We start from the raw sequence: 25,589 nt of genomic DNA on the forward strand, positions 1-25,589 counted from the left end.
ATGGACGAAGGTCTGCGCTTTGCAATCCGTGAAGGTGGTCGTACTGTAGGTGCTGGTGTTGTTTCTAAGATTATGGATTAATCTGAAACACCATTAGGTATCCAAAAAAGGTCGCGTAAGCGGCCTTTTTTATTGCCTGTGTTCATACTACGTCGCTTGCGATAATGTTTGCTCTCGACTTTACTAGCTTGATTAGTTTTTCGTTTTATTTCCAGATCTGCCTACGCTTATTTCCCGCTTTATCCTATCGAATTTAATACCATCCAGAGACCCGCAATGTAGGGGGATCTACCTATAGCGTGCCATAAATTAATAGTGCAAAAATAAGGTAAATCGTTCCAGGTAAGACGCAATGAGATTCTTGGCTACCTTGTTATTCACACTTATGGCTACCTTTAGTAGTCAGGCAGATTTTATAGAATATTCCTTCAATGAGCTCGAATTACAGAGCGAAAGCGGCGATTTCGCTTATGTAAAAGGCAGTGTTCGCTACGATTCAGCACCAATAATTGACTTTAATAACTGGAGTGAACTCATTTTTCTGGTCACCATTAATGACAGTCAGTTTGACTTAGGTCCTGAGGATTTGAGTCAGATAAATATCGTCGATTTGGATGATTTAGTGTTTGGGGATGAGGATGATGAAGGCTTTTCTTTCGCGTTTTCACAAGATTATTCTTTGCATAGCGGCGCCGCGGCTATAGGTGAAGATACTTGTCTATTTACAGAACAACATCAATTCTGTGCTAATTCGCTGTTTGGTTTACAAAAAAGCCAGATAAGTGCCGATATCACAGCTCCATGGACCGCGATATTGTTGTCTCCGTTAGCACTATTAGTTTGGCGTCGTCGCTAAATTATACTTTCGACGCTTCCGTTTTAAACGTCACTTGCAGCGCATGGATGCGCTTTTTTCTTTGGCTCAAAATTCTTTCATCTTCCATAAACCTACCGCTTCCACTTAATTCGAACCTGTTAATAAAAAGTTATTAATAGGGGGAACTCCCCATAGAGCCCGCCACTTAAGTGCGAAATACTCATAGGGTAATCACGACTGAGGTTTATTATGACTTTTTCTACTAAACACACCCTAATAGCTGCTGCGGTAGCTTTGTCTCTTCCTGCGAGTAACGCTTTCGCAAAAACATTTGATAACACACTAGCAGATGCGTTAGACGCCGCACCGCTAGAACTTCAACAGGTTATTGTTACTTTCGAGGGTAACAGCGCCGCTACCCCTGAACAGTTAAACGCGATTAAAGCCTTAGGCATTGATACCGGAGTAAGTATGCGGTCATTGCCTATTGTAGGTGTACTTGCCACCAGGGACCAGGTTGAAGCATTGTATCAGCGAGACGATGTTGTCTCGGTATGGAATAACGATAAACTAATTCTTGAAAATCACGAATCCACTCAAATAACGGGAGTCCAGTCGTTACGGGCGGACAAAAATCTACGTAATCAGGGTATTCCATTTTCAGGACGCGGCGTAGGTGTCGTGGTGAACGACTCTGGAGTTGATGGTACCCATTCAGACCTGGCTTTTGATGATCACGTTGTGCAAAATGTCATGGCGCAGCTCAATCTTGCCAGCTTTTCAGACCTGTTACCCATTACCTACCAGGAAGATGTAGCCAATACCGATATTGGCGGTGGCCACGGGACCCATGTGGCGGGTACAGTAGGTGGTAATGGCGCGAAAAGCAGTGGCCTGCACGCCGGTGTAGCTCCGGGTGCTGATATAATTGGGTACGGTTCGGGAGCCGGGCTGTTTATATTAGATACGTTAGGTGGTTTTGACTATGCCTTAACGCATCAATATGACTATAACATTCGGGTTATCTCAAACTCGTTCGGTAACACCGGTGATGTTGGTACAGAGTTTAATCCAGATGATCCGACAAATATTGCCACCAAGGCTTTAGCAGACCGAGGCATTATTACCGTTTTCTCAGCTGGTAATTCAGGACCGGGAGAATCTACCATCACGGGTAACTTTAAAAAGGCGCCGTGGGTAGTGACTGTCGCCGCCGGAAACAAAAAGGGTAAGCTGGCTGATTTCAGTTCCCGGGGCGTAGACGGCAAAGGCGGTGAGGTTGTAGTCGATGGCGAGGTATACCATTGGAAAGACCAGCCATCTATCACCGCGCCTGGCGTTGACGTAATATCGGCTCGCGCTTCCACCTCAAGTTTGGGTGGCTTGAGCGCTTCAAACGATGCTGAAATGATTGAACCACAACACCTGCCTTTTTATACTGTATCAAGCGGTACCTCTATGGCTGCACCACATATTTCAGGTGTCGTGGCTTTAATGCTTGAGGCAGACAATTCTTTACAATGGCGGGACGTTAAGCACATCTTGCAACAAACCGCTACGCCTATGGCCGGAATGCAGGAGTGGGAAGTCGGTGCTGGCTATGTGAACGCCCACGCCGCAGTTAATGCGGTTGTTAACGGTGTCGAGGTTTACGGCGATACAGTGAAGCTAAACCGAAACTTCAACGCTTTTGCTAATGTTAGTGAAGGCGACAGCTTTACTCTGACAACCACTTACCTACCGGCAGGTGAATCACCCACCGAGACCTTCAATGTCGGTGACAATGTGTCAATGGTCGTTGCCAGTGCGTCTATTGAAACTGCTACTGCGTTTGTACTGGAAGATCCGGCCGGCAATCGTTACGGTAGCGGCATAGGCCTGCCAGTTTTGGGTTCATCAGTAGGTACAGCGGCGCCGGGTATGGCAGGTACCTGGAAACTTTACAGTCGTGGGGTAGGAAGCCTTAGCGGTGTGTCGCTGGACCCATTAGGTGTGACCAATGGTATTGGTGTACCTGGCTCTAACGATGTGAATATACGTCTGTTGGAAACCTCGGGCTATACCGGTATAGATGACACCGAAAATCATCCGGCGCGTGCGTTTGTTGAATACGTGGTGAGCCACAACTTAATGGATGCGAAGAACAAAGGCTTTAAACCCGATGCTTCGTTTAAAATGAAAGATTTAGCAGACACATTGTCACTTAGTGCTAATGTACGCCAGTCATTGGCGGGTAACAGCAGTAACTTTTTTGATGTTAACTCGCGCTTTGCAGCGGCAGTAAATTCAGCGACAACTCAAGGCTCGGTACTCAGCGATTTAACTCAAAGCAATGATGCTCTTATTCAGGTTGAAGGTTCACAGGTTTTCGGGTCTAAAGATTCGGTGTCGCGTGAAGCAATGGCCTATTCGATGGTGCAGGCATTAGGATTACAGTCGCAAGCTAAAGGATTTAACCCTGATGATAAAATTGTCGCGGTGGTCTTTGGTGAAGCGGTTGAGGTTGAAGATACTGATCAGGTAGCTCCGCATCTACGTGGCTATGTGCAGCAGGCGGTCGCTGCTGGGTTGATTCAGGTAGAAGTTGAAGTTTCGCAGGGGCAGTTTGATCTGGAGCCCACACTTAAAGCTTACTTCAACCCTGATAACACGGTAACTCGCGCAGAAGCTGCATTTATTGTTACCCAGTTTCATCAGCTCAACCAGTAACCCTATTAAAAGCTTAATTGTAGCTTTTAATTTACCTACTCTAACAGGCCGGCTTTGCCGGCCATTCTTACTAACTCAGCTGAACTTTTTAAATTAAGCTTTTTATAAATATTGCTGCGATGATTTTCAGCCGTCTTCAAGCTCATCGATAGAAGCTCGCCTATTTGCTTACTGGTATTGCCAGCTGCCACCAAAAAGAAAACCTCGCGCTCGCGACGGGTCAATACACTTAAAGGGTTAATATGGGTCTCGGCCGCAGGATCTGCCGATGGCTGCTTTTGAGGAAAACATGTGCGCCCGCCGGCTACTGTTTTAATTGCGGCGACCAAGGTTTCCTGAGAAGACTCTTTTAAAATGTAGCCTTTCGCTCCCGCCGCTTGCATGGCTTCCACATATTCAATTTCATTATGCATAGACAATACTAAAATTTTTGCATTGCTACGCTGGGTAAGAATTTTATCGATGGCCACCAAACCACTCATTCGGGGCATTGAAATATCCATCAAGATAACATCGGCGGGCTGATGCAATACAACGTCTACCAGCTCAAGCCCGTCAGCGCACTCACCCACAATCTCAAAGTGTTCTTCAGCCCGTAACATCGTTGCAATACCCTGGCGCATCAGAGCATGGTCATCTGCAATAATTATTTTTGTGGTTGTATTGTTTGTCATAAAGGTACCGTAACAATGGTTCTTGTGCCCTTACCGGGCGCGCTTTCTAAGGTTAACGTCGCATCAAACGCTTTTACTCTATCCGCGATGCTGGCTAAACCTATACCGGGTGTAATCAGGGCTTTATCAAAACCTTTGCCATTATCTACAATCTCTAAGCGGACCACGTTATGATGTCCGGTCAGCATTAGCTTAATAAGGCTCGCTTGCGCATGTTTCACGCTATTTGTAAGAGACTCCTGAGCAATTCGGAACAATAACACATTAATCTCTTTATCTAGTTGCAGCGGAAAATCGATAGCGCAATGATATTCAATATCTTCATGCTCCAATAAACTTCTACATAGCCACTTTAATGCGGGTTTAAGTCCAAGGTCATCTAAAATTGTTGGACTCATTAAACGTGATAATTGTCGAACATCTGCCAGTGCCATTTCGGCAATACTGTACAGCTCAGATAGCCCTGGGTCCGTGGCAGCTAAATCATCCAAACGGCGGGTAAGGCCGGTAAGTAACTGACCTACACCGTCGTGAAGCTCGCGGGACAATCGCGCCTTTTCAGCTTCTTGTTGCGCCCAAAGTCGTTTGGCAAGACCGGTAAGCGAAGCCTGTTCACCATCTAAACGTTTTTTTAACGACAGCTGTAATGCGCGTATCGATTCTAATTGCTGCTCATACGAATTATTCAAGATAGGTCTCTTGGTAACGTTGGATATGCTCTTCTGACATCTGCCCAAACCAGTCTGACAGCAACTGCTGCTGTTGAAGCTCGCTTCCCGGCACAGCCTGATAATAAAGATGGTTTCTCCAATAACCAGGATGAACCGCAAGTTGTTGCTCAAGCCGGCTTTGGCTGGTCTCATCACCCATAATCGCGTGTAAATACAACCACTGCAGATGGGTCTGGTAAAAAACAGGCCGTTGTAACTTATTTGCCTTTTGCATGGCAAGGCTGTCGATAGGTAACGAAAAGCGTTCTTGCATATCCAGAAGTATTTTCAACTCGATATGTGTGGGCATATTGGTGGTATTAACCAGTTGCTGATAGGTGGGATGAGTCTGGCTTACCTTTTTTTCCAAATGATGTGAGCGTGCTAAATTTAGCCAGTTATACACCTGACGTTGCTCAACGTTTGCTTGCGTTATTGATGGCTTAAGCCGGTCCAGTTCGGCATTCAGACATACCCAATCAGCTGTTTTTAAGCAAATTTCAGCCATCCACAGCTGACTTTCTACCAGGGCTTTAGAGTCATCTTTATCATCAGCAAGTTGCTGAGCTGCCAAAGTATGCTCGTGGGCATTATTTAAATCACCTTTGGCAAAATGAAGATAGCTAAGTAACAAATGCTGGTAAAGGCGCTCCTGACCCAACTCATCGGTAATTTGATTGGTTAGCATGCCTAACTGTCTTGTAGCTACCGTATTGTCGCCTTTTACAAGGCGCAAATGGATCAAATTTTGTTGGGTTCTGAGTCTGTGATTTTGATCGTTGTTGCGGGTAAAAAGCGTTAACGCTTGCTGCCAGTAAATTTCAGCTAATGCAATGTCACCTATCAAAAAGTGCATATAGGCAACATTGCTCATACTTTCAGCCTGACGCTGGGTATCTGGCATTCGCACCCGTAAATCCAGTCCCTGCTTGTAGTATCTTAAAGCATTGGGATATTGCCCCTGTTCTTCATACAAAAAGCCCAAAGTATCTAAAATATGTGCCTGCTCGGTCTGGTTTTGTTGAGCCTCTACTAGCGTCAGGGCTTCCTGAAGACTTTGTTCGGCTAGTTCAAAACCTCCCTGAATAGAGGCAGCAATAGCGAGATTTGCCAGTGTTTTTGCCCGTTCTTCGGGATAGGTTTTGGCATTTCTCAGTGCTAAAGCATCTTCAAAATACCGTTGAGCCGATTCATATTCGGCCAGCCGCAGGTGCGCAATTCCAAAGGCGTTTAATACCAGACTTTCGCCCTGATGATCTTTGGCCCGCCGAAAGGCAACCAAAGCTTTGGTTAGCGTTTGATCTAATGCCGTTGAAATTTCACCCTGTATTATTTGTAAGCGGGCCAGCTCAAACAGTAAGTGACCGTTTTGGGGCTGCAAAGTAAGCGCTTGCCGGTAATCACTTTCAGCGGCGCTTAAATTATTAGCCCAATGATGGATGTCTGCCCGTATCGCCAACAAGTTTGGACGATTGGGAAATGACTCAATCAAAGCATTAATACTTTGTTGCGCCAGGGGTAAGTCGTTGTCAAGTTTAGCTTGTAACAACCGGCCCTGAAGTTTCCAGTACACGTGCAAATCTGGAAAACGCCCTAGCGTTTCTAACGCTTGCCTGCTTTTGGCGATATTATTATTGTTGAAAGCCTGTTCGGCGATAGCGAGCCAGGTGCCTGGGTAGTCCGGGGCGCGTTCTTCAAGCAATTGCAAAGGGGCGCTGTTATCGGCGGTCTGTAGAGAAGTGTCGATATTGTCCAGTGCGGCTAAATACGATAGGTCTGGTAATTTCACCGGTGTCGACAGTTTTTTAAAAAGAGTATCAATCAGCTGTTTTGAAAATTCTTCCAGGTACTGTGATAACTGGTCTGAAGCAACTTCCTGAGTAAGGGTGAAAATGACCTCGTCCGCGGGCATCTGCAATACATTAGCATGCAATAAATAGCGGCCGGTATTTGCGGGGGTAAGCTCTAACGTGATAACGATATCTGCGGCTAAATTAGAGGCTAAGTTAATTCTGTCCTGTTTATCTGTTAATGGTTGTAACGCAAGGTTTTGCTGAAGCTGCTGTGTGCTGTGGGCCGAAATTAACGCCAAATCGGGATGCAATGACATGGGATAACGCAACAGGGTTGTCATTGTTTTTAGTAAGGGGTACTGGTTGTCGTGTAGCAGAGTTATTTGCAGAGTTTTATCGGGCAGAGCAGGCGGAGCATTATTATATTCAGACTCTACAAAAAGTGTAATTATTGCCACCAGTGCTATTACGGCTGCACCGATGCCAACATAAACACTCGCTTTCCCTGAGCCAGGTTTTATGTTTTCTAAAACCTGGCTTAGCTTAGGTCGACGTTCAGGGTGCTTATGCATTAACTGCGAATTGTATCGGCGCGCTCGCAATAGCCACAAATAATAAAAAAACGAACGGCGTTTTGGGGTTACCGTTGTCAAGACTTCGTGCAGCACGACACCAGCGCTATAAGTATCTGACTGTAGCGTCGATATGCCACTGTCAATCACCTCTGGTGCCGCGTATTGTCGGTTTCCGCTGGTTTGATGATGCGTATCCACCGTATGGCCTATCCCAAAATCAATGAGCATCAGCCGGTCTTCGTCAGTAATCAAAATATTGTCTGGTTTTATGTCACCATGATGAATTCCAGCTGTCTGACACGCCAGTACCGCTTCTAACAAATCCAGGCGCCATTGTTCGTATTGCTGTGGACGGGTAGAGCGCAAAAGCCTTTCGTTTAAGGGCAGGCCCGAGACCAACTGCATAGTGAAAAAAGCATTTTCGCCATCAGCAAATACATCGTGTACCCGAATAATATTACTGTGCTGAATTTTACGGGCAACAAGTACTTCGTTGCGCAAAGTTTGCATTTGATGGGGATTAGCGGCGGCGCCGATAAGTAACTTTATAGCTACTTCGATGTTCAGAAGCTCATCATGAGCACGGTAGACCGTTGCCTGCGCGCCATTACCTAGCGGTGAAAGAATACGAAAGCGGTCTGCCAGCATTGATTGGCAGGCAAGAGTCGTATCTGAATGTAGCTGTTCAGTGTCTGATGTATTGGGTGTGGACGGTAAAGCAAAAGGCCCGCTCACATATCTACCTCATTACCTGTATTTATTCAGCAGCCCTCCTGTGCTGATAAATGCGTGCGATAACTAAGCTTCTAGTCTTTTCCGTCGACTACGCCGCTGTAAATCGACCTTTGCTTTTCTTAAGTTTAGGCTCGACGCCAAAAGTGTACCAGCAGACTAAACATTAGCAAGCTGGGAAATTTCATGTTCAATATTGTGATATATCAGCCGCAAAGACAAAAGGTTAGCCAATTTTCGCGCAAAGGCGACATCAGTTTGCGAAAAATAACCCCGCTGTTCTAATGAGTCCGCATACAATACACCAATCAGGCTATTCTCAACGTGCAACGGCACAGCTAAAGCGGCCTTAATCTGGTGCCTTATAACACTATGCTGAGAAGCCATTTGTGCGTCGCCCGCCAGACTTCCGATCGCCAGTACTTCGCGCTGTGCCAGACATTGGTTGATAAACGTGCGGCTACCGGTAAAACCCTCTTCCTGCATCCACGGTAAAAAGCCTAAGGGTTGATGGTGACTATTATCTTTGTTAACCAGGACTACCGCCGCGCGTTCGCAGCCTAGCGACTGCTGAAGACATTGCTGTGCTAAAGCTAATAAAGCCTGAGTATCAGCACACTGCTGAAACTGTATTGTATGACGAAACAGTTGTTTATCCTGCCAAACTTTTTTACTGTCAAGTCGAACCACATCCAGGTTTTGAAGTGGGGTGAACCGACATGCTACAGGGCCCAGTAAAATTGTTCGGGACTGCTTGATAGTCAGATTAGAAACCGCCGCACCCTGGACAAAGCAGCCAGACGAACTGGTATCGTTTAGGGCCCAGCTGGCATCGTTTTCTGCATTTAAACGGGCATGAAGCCGCGACACCTGAGGATGATCAATAATAATGTCTGCATCGCCAGAACGACCTATATGATATGGACGTCCCTCATAAAGAAGATGCTCAAATACCGAACCGTCAGGCTGAGTGAACGCAACTTGTAAGGGCATTGCGTTACTCCTTAAAGCGTACGCAAGCTATAGCGCAATGTGTAAAGGCGCGACAAAATATCGCCTTTGGCGTTAACAATATCACCGCTTGAACGCCATACGTCATCAATATTGTTACCTGAAGCATTACTTAACAAATTGATCAGTGTGTCGGTGGCTGAAAGTGCGGTGTTGGTGTCTAGGGTTACTAAAGCAGTCTCCAACGTTAACATAAGAGGATCGATAGCATTGGTAAGCGATGCTGACATTGCCAAACGATTATCCTGAACCGTGGTATTCAACTTGGCAAACTTAGTATCAATAATGGTATCTGAATCGCGCTGGTCAAGTAAGATGATAAAGTCAGAAAAACGGCCAGTGCTGCCGCGGGCGCGATAGCTTCCAGTACTCGTTAAAGTAGTGATATCTTCAAAAGTTGCACCGTCGTGAGACGTAAATAAACGCCATGGTATGGTTGGGTCAAAGTGTATGGCTTTGGTATAAAATTCGATGCTAGCCAGCCCTTCAAAAGCAAAGCCTTTGTCTGTTTTGGGACTTACAGATACCAGCACAGGAAAGCCTGTGACACCTTCTACCAAGGTTGAGGGTAACCGGGAGGTGACACGTGGATCGGTAGGCAGCAAAACTTCGGCGGTAATATCCAGGTTATTCGGATGTAAGCCTACCACCTGTTCAAATTCTAATGAGAGGGCCAGGTCGTATGTATTCCCCAGAGTAAAGTTTGCTTTTACCTGATTATTAGCAAATGACACAGTGTGGGGTAATGCTGCTTGTGCCTGAGCATTGACCAAAGACATTGAGACTAATGCAGTCAGTGCCCAAAAATGTCGAATAACGCTTTTTATCTTCATCATCTTTCAACCTCATAAAGTCTTGTATAAAAACTATACGAAAAAGGTGTCATTATCAAATTATAATGACACCTGACATAGTGTAGCTTAATTTCTCAGGTATTGACTGAAGAAGCGCGTGGCAAGTAGAGCATAATGCGCGCGGGTTATCGTGTCTTTGCCGTCAAAGCGAGCGGTTAGGGTGGGCTCTACTGAAAACGCAGATTGCTCGATACCAAACTCAACATTGACTAAAGATAATGTGATGGCCAGCTGGACATAGCCTTTCATATTGTCATCAATGCTGTCTTGATCGGCCAAAACAATATCTTCGCCCTTGTAGTTCACCACGATATCCTGATTTGTATCAAAGCTGGTGGCAAGCTCTTCTAACCCTAACATCTGGACTAAAGCATAGGCCATGTCGATTTTATCCATTTTTCCAAACGGGTCTGCTTTACCATTTTTTGCCGGCATAATGGGAGCCTGCGTGCGCAAATTGTCTTTAAGCGCACCTCCTGCCACCGATACCGACTCGATAAAAGCTTTGTCAAAGCCCGGTAAATTTCCCAATGACGGCGTGGCTTCGTTTAATAGATCGCGATATTGTCTGACCGCACCGCCCATTACCGCATAGCGGGCAAAGTCTTTTCGTTTAAGGCTGGCTTCAGGGAAAAACTTATTGTCGGTCAGGCCATCCATCAAACGCTCGCTAACTGCAAACTCAATAACTCCTTGTTGGGGGTGGCCTTCAATATCATCTAATCCATTGAAGCCGCCACTTTGTTCAAACGTAACCGTGACGTCAAAGGTTTCGGGTACACCAGGGCCATTTGTTACGCCCAGAGGGTCAGCCTGAATACCCGATAGTGAGGTTAAACCATAGGCATAAATTCCCCACGTGCCCGGTTGAGCAGGGGCGGCTACGCGCATGGTTTCATTAAGTACCGGCGTAGTAAGATTACCAAAGTATTCGGTACCATCGGGTGCGACCAATACCAGCTTTGTCAGATTAGTCGAGGTGCTGGCCGAAGCCTTTACCAGTACTTCCTCACTTCCTACAGTAAAGGTTTTCACTTCAGGTTCGCCTACGGGGGCGTAAAATAATTCAATCTGTTCAATATTGTCGCTGGCGCTGACCAAAGCATTCGCTTTAAACTGTTTGCCAGGCAAATTGTTAACCGTAACCGAGTGTTTCATATCGTAATCAAGTGCAGCTGCTACCGCAGAGCGTGCATTGACATAACCGGCACCTACTTCCCAGCGTTCATAACCGGGCATGTTGGTCGCCGATTCCTGAAGCAAGTTTTTGATGGCTAAATTATCCAGTGAAGGGTTGGCTTCAAGCATCAGGGCAATAATACCTGAAACATGCGGTGTGGCCATTGAGGTGCCTGAAATCATGGTATAAAAAGGAAGGTTTTGAGTTTCTATGGCATCTACATCGGCATCGCCGCCATTAGCAGCAAGGTTGGTGGCTGCGCGGGTAGAGATAATGTCTACGCCTGGCGCCACAATACTGACCTCATTACTGTAAGACCACTGCGAACCATCGGGCATCGTAAAATCGCCTGACTCGCTACGCAAACCGCGTGACGAGAAGCCGGCCAAATTACCGAATTTGTCACCGGCACCGACCGAAATACCCCAGGGAATTTGTGCGTATGGGTTGTGCGAGTCTTCGCCAGGACCAGAATTACCCGCTGCAAACACACTTAAAATTCCTAATTTATGCGCTTTGTAGGTTGCTAAAGATACCGGGCCTTTAGGTTCATATTTACCACTAGAGCCCCAAGAGTTACTGATAACCTTAATTGGATTGTCGTAGTTATAAAGATTGTTAATGGCAAAATCGAAACCGCCAATAGTATCAAGAAGAAATAACCCACCTCCTGAACCATACCCGATAATATCTGCATCAGGTGCGGCGCCAACATATTTACCGCCGGACATTGAACCATTACCTGCGATGGTGCCGGCAACGTGTGTGCCGTGGCCCGAGTTTGTATCGGTATTGATTTGTCCGGTTAATACAGTACCGCTGGTCATGCCGCTTATACTAAGCGCTGAGGCATGCGTGAGCGCCTGGACATTTTCTACAACAGTATCACCAAAAAAATGGTCCTGATGCGAAGCATCCACACCGGAGTCATTGACCATAACCGTTACACCTTTGCCGGTGTAGTTTACGCCATTGCGCTGTGCAAACTGTGGCGTTTGCAGGTCGGCTACGCCGGTAATCTGACGCGCGTCCGCATTAAAGAATTCCATTTTTCGGTTTGCAAAAACGGACCGAATACCATCGAGCTCCGCAATAGATTCAATTTGCTGGCGGGTTGCCATCACACCAATGATAGGCAAAGACTTAAACTGAACTCCTTCAGTAATCCCCAAATTCAATAATTGCTGAATTTGAGATTCTGCCAGAGGGGTCATTTGTTCAAAGGTAACGACTGCCATAATCTGCTGGTCTTCTACTAACGTAGACAATTTAGTGTTTAGCTGTTGACCAATATAAGCATCGGCCAGCGCCGCACTGGCCGGAATGCTTAGCAGGGTGGCAGTAAGGGTAGAAAGGGCAAACTTTTTCATGTAGAACTCCAAAGACATTTGCGCAAAAACAGCGTGCGCAGATTTTCTTGTTTAATTGTTGACCTGTTCAATATGCGCTTTTTGTCTGAATTCCGGCTATAGGGGTATCACCCTATATTTGTCCGAAGTAATAAAAGTTTTGCCACGCAAAAAGTGACCTATAACTGCATCAATAGGTTTGCCCACCCGAAACCACCGTATTTTTTAAAGGAAGTATGTATGAAGTTTTTACCATTAGGCGCAAGTGATATTAAGGTTTCCGAAGTTTGTCTGGGTACCATGACCTGGGGGATTCAAAATTCACAGCAAGATACCGATAACCAGATCGCGATGGCCATTGATGCAGGTGTCAACTTTCTGGATACCGCTGAAATGTATCCCGTACCTCCCGACGAAGAAACGTATGCTGATACTGAGCGTTACCTAGGTAACTGGCTGGGCCGCAATACGGCCAGGCGCGGCGACCTAATCATAATGACGAAGATTGTGGGCAATGGTGTAAGCTGGATTCGCAACGGTCAGGATATAACCGGGGCCAGCGTAGAGCAGGCCATCGAAAGTTCGTTAGCGCGCTTACAGACAGATTATATAGATGTTTACCAGTTACACTGGCCAAACCGAATCACTCCGCATTTTGGCAAGCACTGGCCGGGCATGACCAACCCCCACGATATCAACCGCGAACAACAGATAGCGGGTATGCGAGATATATTACAGGGGCTGGACAACGCACTGAAAACCGGAAAAATTCGACACTGGGGCTTATCAGATGACACTCCCTGGGGTATTCATACGTTCTTAAAACTGTGTGATGAAATGAACATTGCGCGGCCGGTGTCTATTCAAAACGAATTTAGCCTATTGCATATAAAAGATTGGCCGTATTTAATTGAAATGTGCGCGCTTGAAGACATTGCTTATTTGCCCTGGTCGCCGCTGGCTACAGGCATACTTACCGGAAAGTACCTGCACAATGCGCGACCTGAAGGTTCTCGCTGGACCTACCCGCAACGTCAGGGTTTGTTCAGAGATAAACCTATGGCTCAACAGGCTACACAGGCGTATGTTGATATCGCTCAGCAATTTTCGATAACACCCGCGCAGTTAGCTTTGGCCTGGTGCCGGCAGGTGCCTGGAGTAACTTCGACAATTATCGGGGCTACCAGTCAAAAGCAACTACAAGAGAACCTTCAGGCTTTTGAGCTAACCCTGTCTGAGGAAGCATCGCAGGCTATTGCATCAGTATTACAACAATACCCGGCGGGTTTTTAGCAATTATTGTTATTAACTATAGAAAGACGGTTCGAACCGTCTTTCAAATTAACCTGATTTTATCAAAACGCGTATTTAGCTGAAAACTGCACACGGTTCATATCCCCATCTGAACCGCTTTCAATCTCACGCTTTGCAAACGCATACTCGGCCCCGAAGGTTAAGGCCGGCACCGGTGAGTATAAATAATTTATACGAGTACTATAGGTACTTTTGGTCGCCAAAAGGCCGGTTAAAGCCGCAGGGTTGTCAACCTCTAATGCCGAAAACATAACAGAGGTCCGGGCTTTGTCACTCCACAGGTGACGATAAGAAATCGCGTAACCGTAAGACTCTATCGCTTCCAATTGATTGTTTTTATCAGGATTGACCGCCACTCCAGTGGCAGCATTAATCGCCATATAACGACCTAACCCAGAGCCGGCATTAAACGACATACGTACATCATCACCATTTGCAAACTTAAGCTTGCCCGTCAATGCGACGCCATAGCCGACTTCATCTTCATCTACGTCTATACCGTTATCGTAAGATAATTGACGCACCAGACCGGCAACTTTAACGTGACCCCAGTCGTCGTTTATTGAATAGGAAGCCGTAAGGTCGGGTAAGGCGTTATCGTCCGCCACTTCTTTAGAGCCCACATTGTCGGTGCTGATGGTAGACTCGGGGTTTTCCAATGCTATCTTAAGACCCCCTTTTGAGTAGCGAACCATGGTTTGACGCCCAAATATTACACCATCTGGCACGCCAACAAAGTCCAAAGACTCGGGTAACGTTTTAACATCCATAAACGTGGTCCAGGTTTGACCTATCAGCCAGTCTTTATACTCAATATAAGCGTGACGGATACGGGGAGTATATGAGTTACTTACTCGCTCATCGCCGCCGCCGGTCACAATAAAGTCCAGTTCCAGAACACCTTTTATTTCGTTGCCATCTTGCGTAGGTGTGCTGGTGGTGATCCGAAACCGAGATTGACGAATATGCGCGTCAAACTGAGCACCTTCATCAAATCCGCCCACCGGCGTTAAAGAAGGAACGTAGAAGTCTCGTCCGACGCTTCCGGAAGGCAATGCACCATCAGAGTAATCGCTAACTATGGCATCGGCTTTAATATAACCTGAAAACTGAAATTGGGTGTCGGCGACATTTTGTGCACTAGCAAAAGATGCCACAGAAGAAAGGGCACAGAGGACGGCGGTTTTTTTCAAAGTGTGAGTCATGTCGTTCTCGTCTTTATATTATAAGTAAAGTCTGTGTAACTATTATGTGAATGTGTGTAGAGTGAATCAGTCAAAGAAAATATTAAACAAGCTTATACCCTGATAAGACCAAAGTCTTAACTTCATTATCCCGTTTTGCTCAAATCTGTCCAAAATAGGCGGGTGTTAGAAATTTGTTAAGACCAAAGTCGCATTTTGCTTTAATCGTTAACCGTTACATTGAAGTATCTGTATTAATAAAGTTATCTAATTTGTACTTCTCAAGGAGCTCCTATGACGGCCGGCAAGACGTATTCTATTCCTGAAAAAATCAAAGAATCTACGCACATTACACCTGAAAAATATCAGCAGATGTACCAGGCATCCGTAGAAGACCCCTCTGCATTCTGGGCCGAGCAGGCTGACTTTCTCGACTGGTACACAAATCCTCAAAAAAGTCAGAATACGACATTTTCAAAAGACGAAGTTTCTATTAAATGGTTTGAAGATGGAGTATTAAATGCCAGCTACAACTGTATTGATCGGCATTTGGCGAACGATGGCAAAAAAACCGCACTGTTCTGGGAGGGTGATAATCCCCAGGACAGCGAAGAAGTCAGCTATCAGCAACTTCATTACGAGGTGTGTAAGCTTGCTAATGGTCTTAAAAAGCTAGGTGTAGAAAAAGGCGACAGGGTGGCTATCTACATGCCAATGGTGCCGCAGGCGGCCTATGCAATGCTGGCTTGCGCGCGAATCGGCGCCGTACATTCGGTTATTTTCGGCGGTTTTTCGCCCAATGCTATTGCCGATCGTATCAACGACAGTAGCGCAAAAGTGGTGATCACCTGTGATGAAGGCCGCCGCGGCGGTCGCAGCGTGCCCTTAAAGCAAAACGTCGACAAGGCGGTAAGCAATAACGCGTGTCCGTCAGTAACCAACGTTATTGTGCATCAGCTTACTCACGGCGACGTCGCCTGGAATGATGATCTGGATATTGCCTGGGATTCACTGGTAGAGGAGTGTTCTGGCCAATGCGAACCTGAACCAATGAACGCAGAAGATCCATTGTTCATTTTGTATACCTCAGGTTCAACAGGTACCCCTAAAGGCGTGGTACACACTACCGGGGGTTACTTACTTTATAGCGCGCTCACCTTTAAATATGTATTTGATTACAAACCTGATGACATTTACTGGTGTTCAGCCGATGTGGGCTGGGTGACAGGTCACAGCTACATGATATACGGGCCGCTGGCAAATGGGGCATCACAGGTATTCTTTGAAGGGGTTCCAACCTATCCCGATGTGCGGCGTATAGCTCAGGTTATTGAAAAATATAAAGTAAACAGTTTTTACACAGCGCCTACGGCCATTCGCGCGCTGATGGCACATGGTGATAAACCCGCTGAAGGCTGCGATCTATCCTCACTCAAAGTTCTGGGCACCGTAGGCGAGCCGATAAACCCGGAAGCCTGGGAGTGGTATTACCGGGTCATTGGCCAGAGTCGCTGTCCTATCATGGATACGTGGTGGCAAACCGAGACTGGCGGACATATGATAACCCCGCTGCCCGGAGCCACAAATTTGAAGCCTGGTTCAGCTACGCGTCCGTTTTTCGGTATTCAGCCAGCGCTGTTTGATCCTGAAGGTAATGATATGCAGGGCGAAGCCGAAGGCAATCTGGTCATCAAAGACAGCTGGCCGGGTCAGGCAAGAACCGTTTATGGGGACCACGAACGCTTTATTAATACCTATTTTAGCGCTTATGAAGGCGTGTATTTTACCGGGGATGGCGCGCGTCGTGACGAAGACGGCTACTTCTGGATCACCGGCCGGGTCGACGATGTACTCAATGTATCTGGACACCGGTTAGGCACCGCTGAGATAGAAAGCGCCATGGTGGCCCACAGTAAAGTGGCCGAAGCTGCGGTGGTGGGTTTTCCACATGATATCAAAGGGCAGGGCATTTATGTCTATGTAACCCCTAACGATGGTGTTGAACCTGATGAGGCACTTACCAAAGAACTACGTGAATGGGTGCGTAGCGAGCTAAGTCCAATAGCTACTCCCGATATGATTCAATGGTCGCAGGGGTTGCCCAAGACTCGCTCAGGCAAAATCATGCGCCGAATCTTGCGTAAGATTGCCGCTAACGAGCACGACCAGTTAGGCGATACATCAACATTGGCTGACCCGTCGGTTGTTGATACACTAATTGAGCAAAGGCTTAACAAATAACGGAGTATCTATGGTAACGCTGCTCATCGCCGATGATCACCCATTATATCGCGATGCGCTACGTGGGGCGTTATCAGTGTCAATGCCTGACCTTAAGTTACTTGAGGCAGGCGACCTAATTAGCACCGTAGCAGAACTGCAAAAAAACGACGTCGACCTGTTGCTACTTGACTTACATATGCCAGGTAGTCACGACCTGTTCGGGTTATTGCATGTGCGCAACCGGTTTCCTGAACTGCCGGTGGCGGTGGTATCGGGCACCGAAGACGCCAGTCTTATATCAAAAGTTGTAAGTGCTGGTGCTTCAGGGTTTATTCCTAAAACGGCCAGTGCTCAAGATATAGGCGATGCGGTAAATGCTATTCTGGCGGGCGATATTTGGTTACCCGAGGCAATTAGCCATGAGGTTGAGCAAATAGACGAAGTCTTTGCTGCGTTAGCTGATAAGGTTTCAAGCCTGACACCATCGCAGTACAAAGTGTTGTGTTATATGCGAGACGGCTTGCTTAATAAGCAAATCGGCTACAATCTTGAAATAGCAGAAGCGACGGTGAAAGCGCATGTCACCGCCATTTTCAAAAAGTTGGGTATTAATAACCGGACTCAGGCGGTGTTAATCGCATCGCAACTAGAGCTGGAGCCCCCGGTTACCAAGGCCTGACCTGATTATTTTTTCAAAAGATATTCATGTTCCGGGTCTACTATGACCCGGCCCGCCATGGCCTCCCGGCCCAATAGCATTAAATAGGTCATCTCAGAGCGGTCGGTCAGGGTTAACTGTATGTCCCAGCGCTCACCGCCCAACACCATTGGAGTTTGTATCACGTATCGCCGCTCGCGTGTAGCAGTGGAGCTTTTAACCCGTTTTTTCCCCAACACCGGAGCTTTTCGTCGAATCACCCGATTTACATTATGAATATCAGGGTGTATGTCAAAGCTCACCCAGAGCTGATCGTCTTCTTCAAATTCTTCTAAGTTATCTACATGCAACGACGAAGTCGTGGCACCGGTGTCCACTCGTATATGTAATGCTTCAATAGCCAGCGCGGGTAGGTCGCAGGTTTCCAGCGCTCCTACCAGTTGTTTAGAGTCAGATTGTGTCATATGGAACTACTCCACTACAGGGGGTTCACCCAGAACCAGGTTATCTTGCAATAATTCCACATGCTCTGCCACCGATTCAGCTTTGCTAAAATAGGCAATGTGATATACCGCTTCGCCTTCCTGGGCAAGGGGGATATTTTGTTTACCAATAATGACCCCTTCAGCAGGGCTGATAATTTCTGCTTGAACATCGCCGAACGGATCAGCAATTACAGCCAGTTTATCCCCTTTTTCTACAAAATCGCCTAGCTGGGCTCTGTGTGTAATAAAACCACTTTCAGGAGCGCGAACCCAGCCGCTTTCGCGTGCAATAAAACGTTCAATATCGTGCCCGGTATGTTTGCGTTTGTTCAGCATACCCAAATGACGCATAGTGCTGATAATTCCGCGCATTCCGGCTCGAATTGAAAACTCGTCATAACGAAGAGCCTGACCCGCTTCATACAGCATCATTTTAATACCAGCTTCGCTGGCTGCTTGTCGCAATGAACCATCGCGAATATTTGCATTCAATAGCACCGGCACACCAAATGCTTTGGCCATTTCCAGTACTTCGGGATCATCAAGATTGGCCCGAATTTGCGGCAAATTACTGCGGTGAATTGCGCCGGTGTGCAAATCAATGCCCACATCGCATTTAGAGACTACCTCGGTAAAAAACAAATTCGCCAGTCGGCCGGCTAAAGACCCTTTCTTACTGCCCGGAAAGCTGCGATTTAAGTCGCGACGGTCGGGCAGGTAGCGTGACTGGTTTAATACACCGTAAACATTTACCATAGGTACTGCTACCAGCGTGCCACGCAAGCGCTCAATAGATTTTGAACGAATCAGGCGTGCGACAATTTCGATGCCGTTTAATTCGTCGCCATGAATTGCCGCAGAAACAAATAAAGTAGGACCAGGGCGTTTACCGCGCTTTACATACACCGGAATACTCATATGAGTTGCGGTATACAAAGGGGGCATTTCAAGTTCTATACGGGTTGTTTCGCCCAAAGCAACAGATTTGCCACCAATTACAAAGTCGTTCACAAGCGTTAACCTTTACCACGAGTTTTAGTTTTATGGGCAGCGGCATTTTTTTCGATAAACTCAATGACCATTCCCGCCACATCCTTACCGGTTGCAGCCTCAATACCTTCAAGTCCCGGAGACGAGTTTACTTCCATAACCACCGGGCCATTGGCAGCACGTAAAATATCAACGCCACAGCAGTTTAGTCCCATGGTGCGCGCAGCATCTATTGCACACTTACGTTCGTCCGGGGACAGCCGTGTAAGGCTGGCCGAGCCGCCTCGGTGTAGGTTAGAGCGAAACTCTCCGGGTGCTGCCTGACGTTTCATGGCTGCCACCACTTTACCGCCAACAACAAAACAGCGAATATCAGAGCCGCCGGCTTCTTTAATGTATTCTTGCACCAAAATACTGGCGTTCAGGCCCATGAAAGCCTCAATGATAGACTCAGCGGCTTTTTGTGTCTCGGCCAGAACCACGCCTATTCCTTGCGTGCCTTCAAGAAGTTTGATAACGACCGGCGCACCGCCCACATTTTTAATCAAATCATCAATTTTATCAGGATGATGAGCAAAACCGGTACGCGGCATTCCAATGCCTTTACGTGACAACAGCTGTAACGAACGAAGCTTATCGCGTGAACGGCTGATTGCCACTGACTCGTTAATACTGTACGTGCCCATCATTTCAAACTGGCGTACCACCGATGTGCCATAAAAGCTGACTGATGCTCCAATACGTGGAATGACAGCATCGTAGCGGGGCAGGCGTTTACCTTTGTAACGTACAGAAGGGTTTGCACTGGTGACATCCATGTAACAATGCATGGTATCGATAATATCTACCTCGTGGCCATGTGCTTTGGCAGCTTCTTGCAAGCGACGGGTAGAGTAAAGGCGCGGATTACGGGATAAAATAGCGATGCGCATGAAATAGCGTCCTGTTATATATAAATGCGCAACGACTACCATTAATTGCTGCTGCGCCGGTCAATAGCCACGCTATCATAAACGACGTATGAATAATGCACATACAAAATTTATTATGACAACGAACAAAAAAATCTATTTGCATTAATTAGTTAATGCCGTTCAGTAACAAAACCATTCACTATAGCTGGCGGTGCCGAACCATGCTTTGCAACAATGCCCGTAACTTCGCCGGCTTTAGTGGTTTACTTAAATATTTAACCCCTTGCTCAGAAGCTAAATGAAACAGCGTCTCATCACGATTGGCCGTGATAAGAGAAGCAGGAACCACCGTATCTAACGTATTTCGAATGGCTTCAATAAGCTGCAAACCATTACGCAATTCGTCTAATTGATAGTCCATAAGTAAAACCTGAGGACGAACACGCTGGGCTGCTTCTAAAGCCGCATCCCAGTATTGCGCCGTGGTCACTTCGACGCCCCATTTCTCTAATACGGTTTTTAGCGCATTCAGATTTTCTTGTTGATCATCAACACACAATATTCTTAGCCCTGAAAACGAACCAATACGCGCCGGCGCTGCGCGCGAGGGCTGTGCAGCCGGCTGCGCGATAGGCAGCAGTAAGGTAAAGCAGCTTCCTTTACCTGGAATCGATCGAACGCTACATGTGCCGTGCATTGCGATGCTAAAGCGTCGAACAATAGCAAGGCCAAGACCTACACCAGGCTCAATACTATCCTGGGTTCGATAAAAATCACTGAATATATGCTGCTGTTGAGCAGGATTAATGCCTACTCCGGTATCAAATACGCGTATCTGGATTGAGCCCTGATAAGGACGGGCGGTAATGAGCACCTTACCCGAAGAAGTATATTTGACCGCATTAGACAATAAGTTTTGAACAATCCGATAAAAGTAGGTTTTATCTGCCATTACCCAACAATCACGAATGGCAACGTTAAGCTTCAGGTTTTTTTCGGCTGCGCGCATCTGAATCTGGCCTATTAAGGGCGAAAGCTGCGCCGGTACCGACAAAGGCTGTAAAGATGGGCGCATTTCCCCCTGGTCCAGGCGGGCGATGTCTAACAGCGTGCCGATTAAATTCTCACTTGAACTCACACTGTCACTTAGCCGATTCACGATTTGCCGGCTGGACTCCGGTAGCGCGGAGTCGTGCAGTGCGCTGATATAAAGCTTTGCGGCGTTTAAAGGTTGCAACACATCATGGCTGGCCAAAGCCAAAAACCGACTCTTGCTGGCATTGGCGTCTTCAGCAGTTTTGCGGGCTTGTATCAGTTCTTGTTCGGCTTCACGTCTTCGCTCTATTTCCAGGCGCAATTCTGCGTTTATCGAGTAGACCTCTTCGGTACGTTTTTTAACACGTGCTTCAAGATCAATATTTGACTCTTCCAAGGCTTGTTGAACTTCAATATGCCCCGTAATATCGTTAAAGCTGGTAACAAACCCGCCCCCGGGCAAGGGGTTACCCACCATTTCAATTACTCTGGCATCGCGTCGCTGCCGAATGAAGCGGTATGCGGTACCCGCCCGCAGGTGTTGTAGACGTTTTTCTATATGTTCGGAGACATCACCTGGGCCAAACTCTCCCTGTTCGGCATTGTAGCGAATCAATTTTTCGATAGGCGTGCCGACATTTAAAAAGTTTTCGGGATAGTGATACAGGTTAGCGTATTGCTTGTTCCAGGCGACAAGGTGTAAATGCTTGTCTATCACACTAATACCCTGGTCGATGTTTTCTAACGAGGTCAACAGTGCGGTCATATTGAATTGCATAGCCTGAGTGGTATCGTCAAAAAAGTTAACCACTTCGGTTAAGTCCAGTTTTTTTCCGCGGATAACACTGTCAATCAATACCTTGGCACTGGCAGCCCCGATAACACCACCTAAGGCTCTTTCACAAAATGCGATAAAGTCGTCATCGGGTAGGGCGTCGCGGGATAAAGGTTGTTGGCTGGTTTTTTTATAGTGATTTAACAGTTGGGCGCAACGGCCGGGCCCCATAAATGTCGACAGTAAGGTGATAAGATCGTCCACAGTCATGCTGCTGTTTTGGCGGGTACGGCCGGGCAACGAGGCTCCTGCCGGTGCCACAAAAGCTTCTGCCTGCAACCGGTCAACGAGCCGTGGCGATGTCATTATACTCACCAGCACATAGACCAGTGCATTTGCCAGCATACTAAGAAGAGCGCCGTGGCCTTGCAGGTCGGTTGAAGCCATGGCCCGGGGCGCAGTGCTAAGAAGAGGCATAGCCAGCCATACGGTCCAGCAAAAAAGTCCGGCAACAAGTCCGGCATAGACCCCATAGGCATGACCGCGCTTCCAGTACAGTGCGCCTAAAATAGCGGGCAGCAACTGCATGACCAAAGAAAAAGCAATAAGGCCGATAGAGTGCAGAGAGCGGCTGGTGGTCATCTGTTGATGATAAACAAAAGCCAAAAGTAAGATAACACCTATTGCAATACGACGTATCAAGCGAATCTGAGCGCTGTAATCGCCCGTGCCTGAGCTATGCTGAGAACGGGACAATAAGCGTGGCAAAATAACATCATTGGTAAGCATGGTACTTAACGTAAGCGTTGCTACAATAATCATTGCGGTAGCGGCAGACAGACCGCCAACAAACACAATGATTTGTAGCAGCAACGAGTCAGAATACATCGCCATAGACAACACATAAGTATCTGGCTCAACACCGGTACCGGCAAAAAGCTGATTTCCTGCAATAGCAATAATAGGAATCACCAACGCGATGATTGTCAGATACAACGGAAACAGCCAGCGGGCTGTTTTTAAATGGCTCAGGCTTAAATTATCTACAATAGCCACATGAAACTGCCGCGGAAGACAGATAACAGCCGCTGCCGCCATGATAGTTTCGGCCAGAAAACTTGAGGAACTTAGCTGAGAAAGCGCTTCACTTGTAAAAAACAATTCGGTAATTGCAGAAACTCCCTGCTCATTCCACGTGGTGTATCCCACTATTGCCACTAACACCAGAGCCAGTAATTTAATTGACGATTCAAAGGAGATTGCCAGCATCAGTCCGCGCCGATACTCAGTAACATCGGTTTGTCGGGTACCAAAATAAATGGCGAACAAGGCAATAAATACGGTTGCCACCACAATGATAAACCGGGTATCACTTTGCTGGGTAAGAAGCTGAAAAGTGGCGCCAATCGCTTTTAATTGCAGCGCAATATAGGGAATGGTGGCCAGCAGTGCAATTACAGTCACCAATAAAGCCACGGGCTGGCGTTTGCCGTAACGAGATGCAATAAAGTCGGCGATAGTGGTGATATGCTGCTTTTTGCTGACCAGGGTCATTTTGTAAATAAACCGGTAGCCGAACACATATAAAAGAATCGGGCCTAAAAGTATTGGTAGGTAGGTCCACGAAAAGCGACTTGCCTGACCCACTGAACCAAAAAATGTCCAGGCGCTGCAGTAAATCGCTAATGCGAGCGAATACACGGCCGGATGCGAGGTGAGCCATCGAGCGGTTACAGAATTCTTATCACCCCAGCGAGCGATATAAAACAAACTCACCAGATAAAATAATGCAAGTGCAATCCAGCCCACAGTCATTTAATTGTTATCCTTTTACCTGCTGACTATTTTGAGAAATATTACGATTTTTGCAGAACCGGCATAATCGCACGTTAGAAAAAGAAGATCACGAAACACGCTCAAATGTGTCTGATAAAGCTAACGATACTGTAATTCTGCCCACAGAAATAATGAGGTTGCCGTTACCGGCTTATAATAAAAAAATAATCCGCAAAAAGCCCTTCAGAACAATTGACAAAAGGGCGTAGCTTGCGTAAATTGCGCACCCACAACAACACGGATACGCCTGTATCTGTTGCTTGTAAGCCCAGGTGGTGAAATTGGTAGACACGCTAGCTTCAGGTGCTAGTGACCTAACGGTCGTGGCGGTTCAAGTCCGCCCCTGGGCACCATTCCTTTGTCTCATGACATCTCTTAAATAAAAATCACGCACTAAAAATCGCTTAATTTCAGTGGTTTATCGATATTTATAGTCCTTGTGGGTCTGTAAGCGTCTTGCTATGTCCAAATATTTTAGTAACATTCATAGTAACATCAACGTTCAATCACCAGGGGCGATGTTACTAAATGGCACGGACTACCATATCACTTAACCCTACACAGGTTGAGAAGGCCAAACCGAAAGAGAAGGAATACAACCTCTCAGATGGTAAAGGGTTGCAGCTTAGAGTGAAGCCCAATGGCTCAAAACTCTGGCTATTCAATTACTACCACCCGCACACTAAAAAGCGCAAGAATTTAAGCCTTGGCCCTTATCCTGATCTTACCCTGGCAAAAGCAAGAGAGCAGCGAGATAAATACCGCACTTTGCTTGCCAATGAGATCGACCCGATTGATTACCGTGAGCAAGAGCGCACCAAAAGCGCAGAGAAGGCCGCAGCCACATTCATTACAGTAGCGGAGCAATGGTTAGCAATTCACGCTACAAAGGTAACACCGGGTACCATAGCCAACATCAGACGCTCACTTGAAAAAGATGTTTATCCGCTAGTAGGCAAGTATCCCATTGAACAGATAACGGCCCCTAAAGCTATCGAGGTAATAAACTCAATAGTAGGGCGTAACAGCTATGAGATAGCTCGGAAAGTATCCAGGAGAATGAATAGCGTAATGACGTTCGCGGTTAACTCTGGAATCATCGCCCATAATCCTATAGCGGGTATTCGAGAAGTCATCCCATCATCGAAGGTTGCACACCGGGCAGCTTTACCGCCCGAAGAACTGCAAACACTAATGAAAGCTATCCGCTATTCCTCAGCCAAAATATCCACCCGCTGCCTAATTGAGTTTCAGCTACATACGATGGTTAGGCCTGGTGAAGCTGCCGAAGCGGAATGGTCTGAAATTGACGAAGAAAAAGGCATATGGACGATCCCAGCCGCCCGAATGAAAATGGCGCGAGATCATTTCGTACCGCTTACCTCGCAAGTAATTGAAATTCTCGAAACGATGAAGCCATTAAGCGCCCACCGCAAATATGTATTCCCATCCAGTACCAACCCTAAAAAATCAGCGAATCGACAAACAGCGAACAAAGCTCTTAGAGATATGGGGTTAACGGGCAAGCAAACAGCCCACGGCCTACGCTCGTTAGCAAGTACCACCTTGAATGAACAAGCGTTTGACCATGATGTCATTGAAGCTGCGTTAGCTCATAGGGATGAAAGCGAGGTCCGCTCTGCTTACAACCGGGCGCAATACCTTGAACGCCGAAAAGTAATGATGTGCTGGTGGTCGGAACATATTGAAAATTCGTTGGCTGGTAGGGCTACTGAATCCACCAGCAATGTCACGTACTTAGCAAAATAAA

The 25,589-nt window shown here is 46.8% G+C and carries 18 protein-coding genes and 1 tRNA gene; 8 read left to right on the forward strand and 11 right to left on the reverse strand.

All coding sequences use genetic code 11. From position 1 onward, the window contains the following. From JK130_RS12690 to JK130_RS12700, 3 genes are all read left to right on the forward strand, one after another. Positions 1 to 81: EF-Tu C-terminal domain-related protein (locus tag JK130_RS12690; RefSeq protein WP_218354539.1), on the forward strand; the 81-nt coding region annotated here is incomplete at its 5' end. Between the two features lie 271 nt (positions 82 to 352). Beyond that, entirely contained in the window at positions 353 to 856 is a 504-nt protein-coding gene (locus tag JK130_RS12695) for a hypothetical protein (protein ID WP_218354699.1), read from the forward strand. A gap of 210 nt (positions 857 to 1,066) precedes the next feature. Next, entirely contained in the window at positions 1,067 to 3,526 is a 2,460-nt protein-coding gene (locus tag JK130_RS12700; RefSeq protein ID WP_218354700.1) for a S8 family serine peptidase, read from the forward strand. Between the two features lie 35 nt (positions 3,527 to 3,561). On the opposite strand, the gene JK130_RS12705 is transcribed toward JK130_RS12700, so the two are convergent. From JK130_RS12705 to JK130_RS12730, 6 genes are all read right to left on the reverse strand, one after another. Beyond that, positions 3,562 to 4,200: a response regulator gene (locus tag JK130_RS12705; protein WP_218354701.1), complete on the reverse strand. Its 639-nt coding sequence runs from the start codon at positions 4,198 to 4,200 to the stop codon at positions 3,562 to 3,564. After that, the gene (locus JK130_RS12710; protein ID WP_218354780.1) at positions 4,197 to 4,889 is read right to left on the reverse strand and encodes a sensor histidine kinase; all 693 of its coding nucleotides are present in this window, start codon (positions 4,887 to 4,889) and stop codon (positions 4,197 to 4,199) included. Before JK130_RS12710 ends, JK130_RS12705 begins: the two co-directional genes overlap by 4 nt. Continuing rightward, a complete protein-coding gene (locus tag JK130_RS12715; protein WP_218354702.1) occupies positions 4,882 to 8,013 on the reverse strand; it encodes a protein kinase domain-containing protein in 3,132 nt (1,043 codons plus the stop codon). The genes JK130_RS12710 and JK130_RS12715 overlap by 8 nt, the downstream gene beginning before the upstream one ends. A 156-nt stretch (positions 8,014 to 8,169) precedes the next feature. Further along, a complete protein-coding gene (locus JK130_RS12720) occupies positions 8,170 to 9,003 on the reverse strand; it encodes a GAF domain-containing protein (RefSeq protein ID WP_218354703.1) in 834 nt (277 codons plus the stop codon). Positions 9,004 to 9,014: 11 nt separating this feature from the next. Continuing rightward, on the reverse strand, positions 9,015 to 9,857 hold the full coding sequence (locus JK130_RS12725; protein ID WP_218354704.1) for a DUF6689 family protein: 843 nt from the start codon (positions 9,855 to 9,857) through the stop codon (positions 9,015 to 9,017). Positions 9,858 to 9,941: 84 nt separating this feature from the next. Further along, a complete protein-coding gene (locus JK130_RS12730) occupies positions 9,942 to 12,425 on the reverse strand; it encodes a S8 family peptidase (RefSeq protein WP_218354705.1) in 2,484 nt (827 codons plus the stop codon). Between the two features lie 219 nt (positions 12,426 to 12,644). Here JK130_RS12730 and JK130_RS12735 point away from each other — a divergent pair, with 219 nt between their 5' ends. Then, positions 12,645 to 13,697: an aldo/keto reductase gene (locus tag JK130_RS12735; RefSeq protein WP_218354706.1), complete on the forward strand. Its 1,053-nt coding sequence runs from the start codon at positions 12,645 to 12,647 to the stop codon at positions 13,695 to 13,697. 62 nt (positions 13,698 to 13,759) lie between these two features. On the opposite strand, the gene JK130_RS12740 is transcribed toward JK130_RS12735, so the two are convergent. After that, positions 13,760 to 14,923, reverse strand: coding sequence for a DcaP family trimeric outer membrane transporter (locus JK130_RS12740; RefSeq protein ID WP_218354707.1), 1,164 nt, complete (start codon positions 14,921 to 14,923; stop codon positions 13,760 to 13,762). Positions 14,924 to 15,196: 273 nt separating this feature from the next. Here JK130_RS12740 and acs point away from each other — a divergent pair, with 273 nt between their 5' ends. Next, a complete protein-coding gene (acs, locus tag JK130_RS12745) occupies positions 15,197 to 17,143 on the forward strand; it encodes an acetate--CoA ligase (RefSeq protein WP_218354708.1) in 1,947 nt (648 codons plus the stop codon). A 10-nt stretch (positions 17,144 to 17,153) separates the two neighbouring features. After that, positions 17,154 to 17,804, forward strand: coding sequence for a response regulator transcription factor (locus JK130_RS12750; protein ID WP_218354709.1), 651 nt, complete (start codon positions 17,154 to 17,156; stop codon positions 17,802 to 17,804). Between the two features lie 5 nt (positions 17,805 to 17,809). Here the strand turns inward: JK130_RS12750 and JK130_RS12755 are convergent, their stop codons facing one another. The 4 genes from JK130_RS12755 to JK130_RS12770 all read right to left on the reverse strand — a co-directional run bounded on the left by JK130_RS12755 (position 17,810) and on the right by JK130_RS12770 (position 23,797). After that, the gene (locus JK130_RS12755; protein WP_218354710.1) at positions 17,810 to 18,247 is read right to left on the reverse strand and encodes an ATP-dependent zinc protease family protein; all 438 of its coding nucleotides are present in this window, start codon (positions 18,245 to 18,247) and stop codon (positions 17,810 to 17,812) included. 6 nt (positions 18,248 to 18,253) lie between these two features. Beyond that, a complete protein-coding gene (locus JK130_RS12760; protein ID WP_218354711.1) occupies positions 18,254 to 19,279 on the reverse strand; it encodes a succinylglutamate desuccinylase/aspartoacylase family protein in 1,026 nt (341 codons plus the stop codon). 5 nt (positions 19,280 to 19,284) lie between these two features. Further along, positions 19,285 to 20,190 (reverse strand): 30S ribosomal protein S6--L-glutamate ligase, encoded by a 906-nt coding sequence (gene rimK / locus JK130_RS12765; protein WP_218354712.1) that lies wholly within the window; start codon positions 20,188 to 20,190, stop codon positions 19,285 to 19,287. Positions 20,191 to 20,371: 181 nt separating this feature from the next. Then, positions 20,372 to 23,797, reverse strand: coding sequence for a hybrid sensor histidine kinase/response regulator (locus tag JK130_RS12770; RefSeq protein ID WP_218354713.1), 3,426 nt, complete (start codon positions 23,795 to 23,797; stop codon positions 20,372 to 20,374). A gap of 287 nt (positions 23,798 to 24,084) precedes the next feature. On the opposite strand from JK130_RS12770, the gene JK130_RS12775 reads away from it, so the two are divergent. Both JK130_RS12775 and JK130_RS12780 read left to right on the forward strand, forming a co-directional pair. Next, positions 24,085 to 24,171 (forward strand) — tRNA-Leu (locus JK130_RS12775). A 175-nt stretch (positions 24,172 to 24,346) separates the two neighbouring features. Further along, positions 24,347 to 25,588: a tyrosine-type recombinase/integrase gene (locus JK130_RS12780; RefSeq protein WP_218354714.1), complete on the forward strand. Its 1,242-nt coding sequence runs from the start codon at positions 24,347 to 24,349 to the stop codon at positions 25,586 to 25,588. Position 25,589 lies beyond the last annotated feature (1 nt).

Origin of the sequence: Alteromonas lipotrueiana (assembly GCF_019249245.1) — a bacterium.
Classification (GTDB): domain Bacteria; phylum Pseudomonadota; class Gammaproteobacteria; order Enterobacterales; family Alteromonadaceae; genus Alteromonas; species Alteromonas lipotrueiana.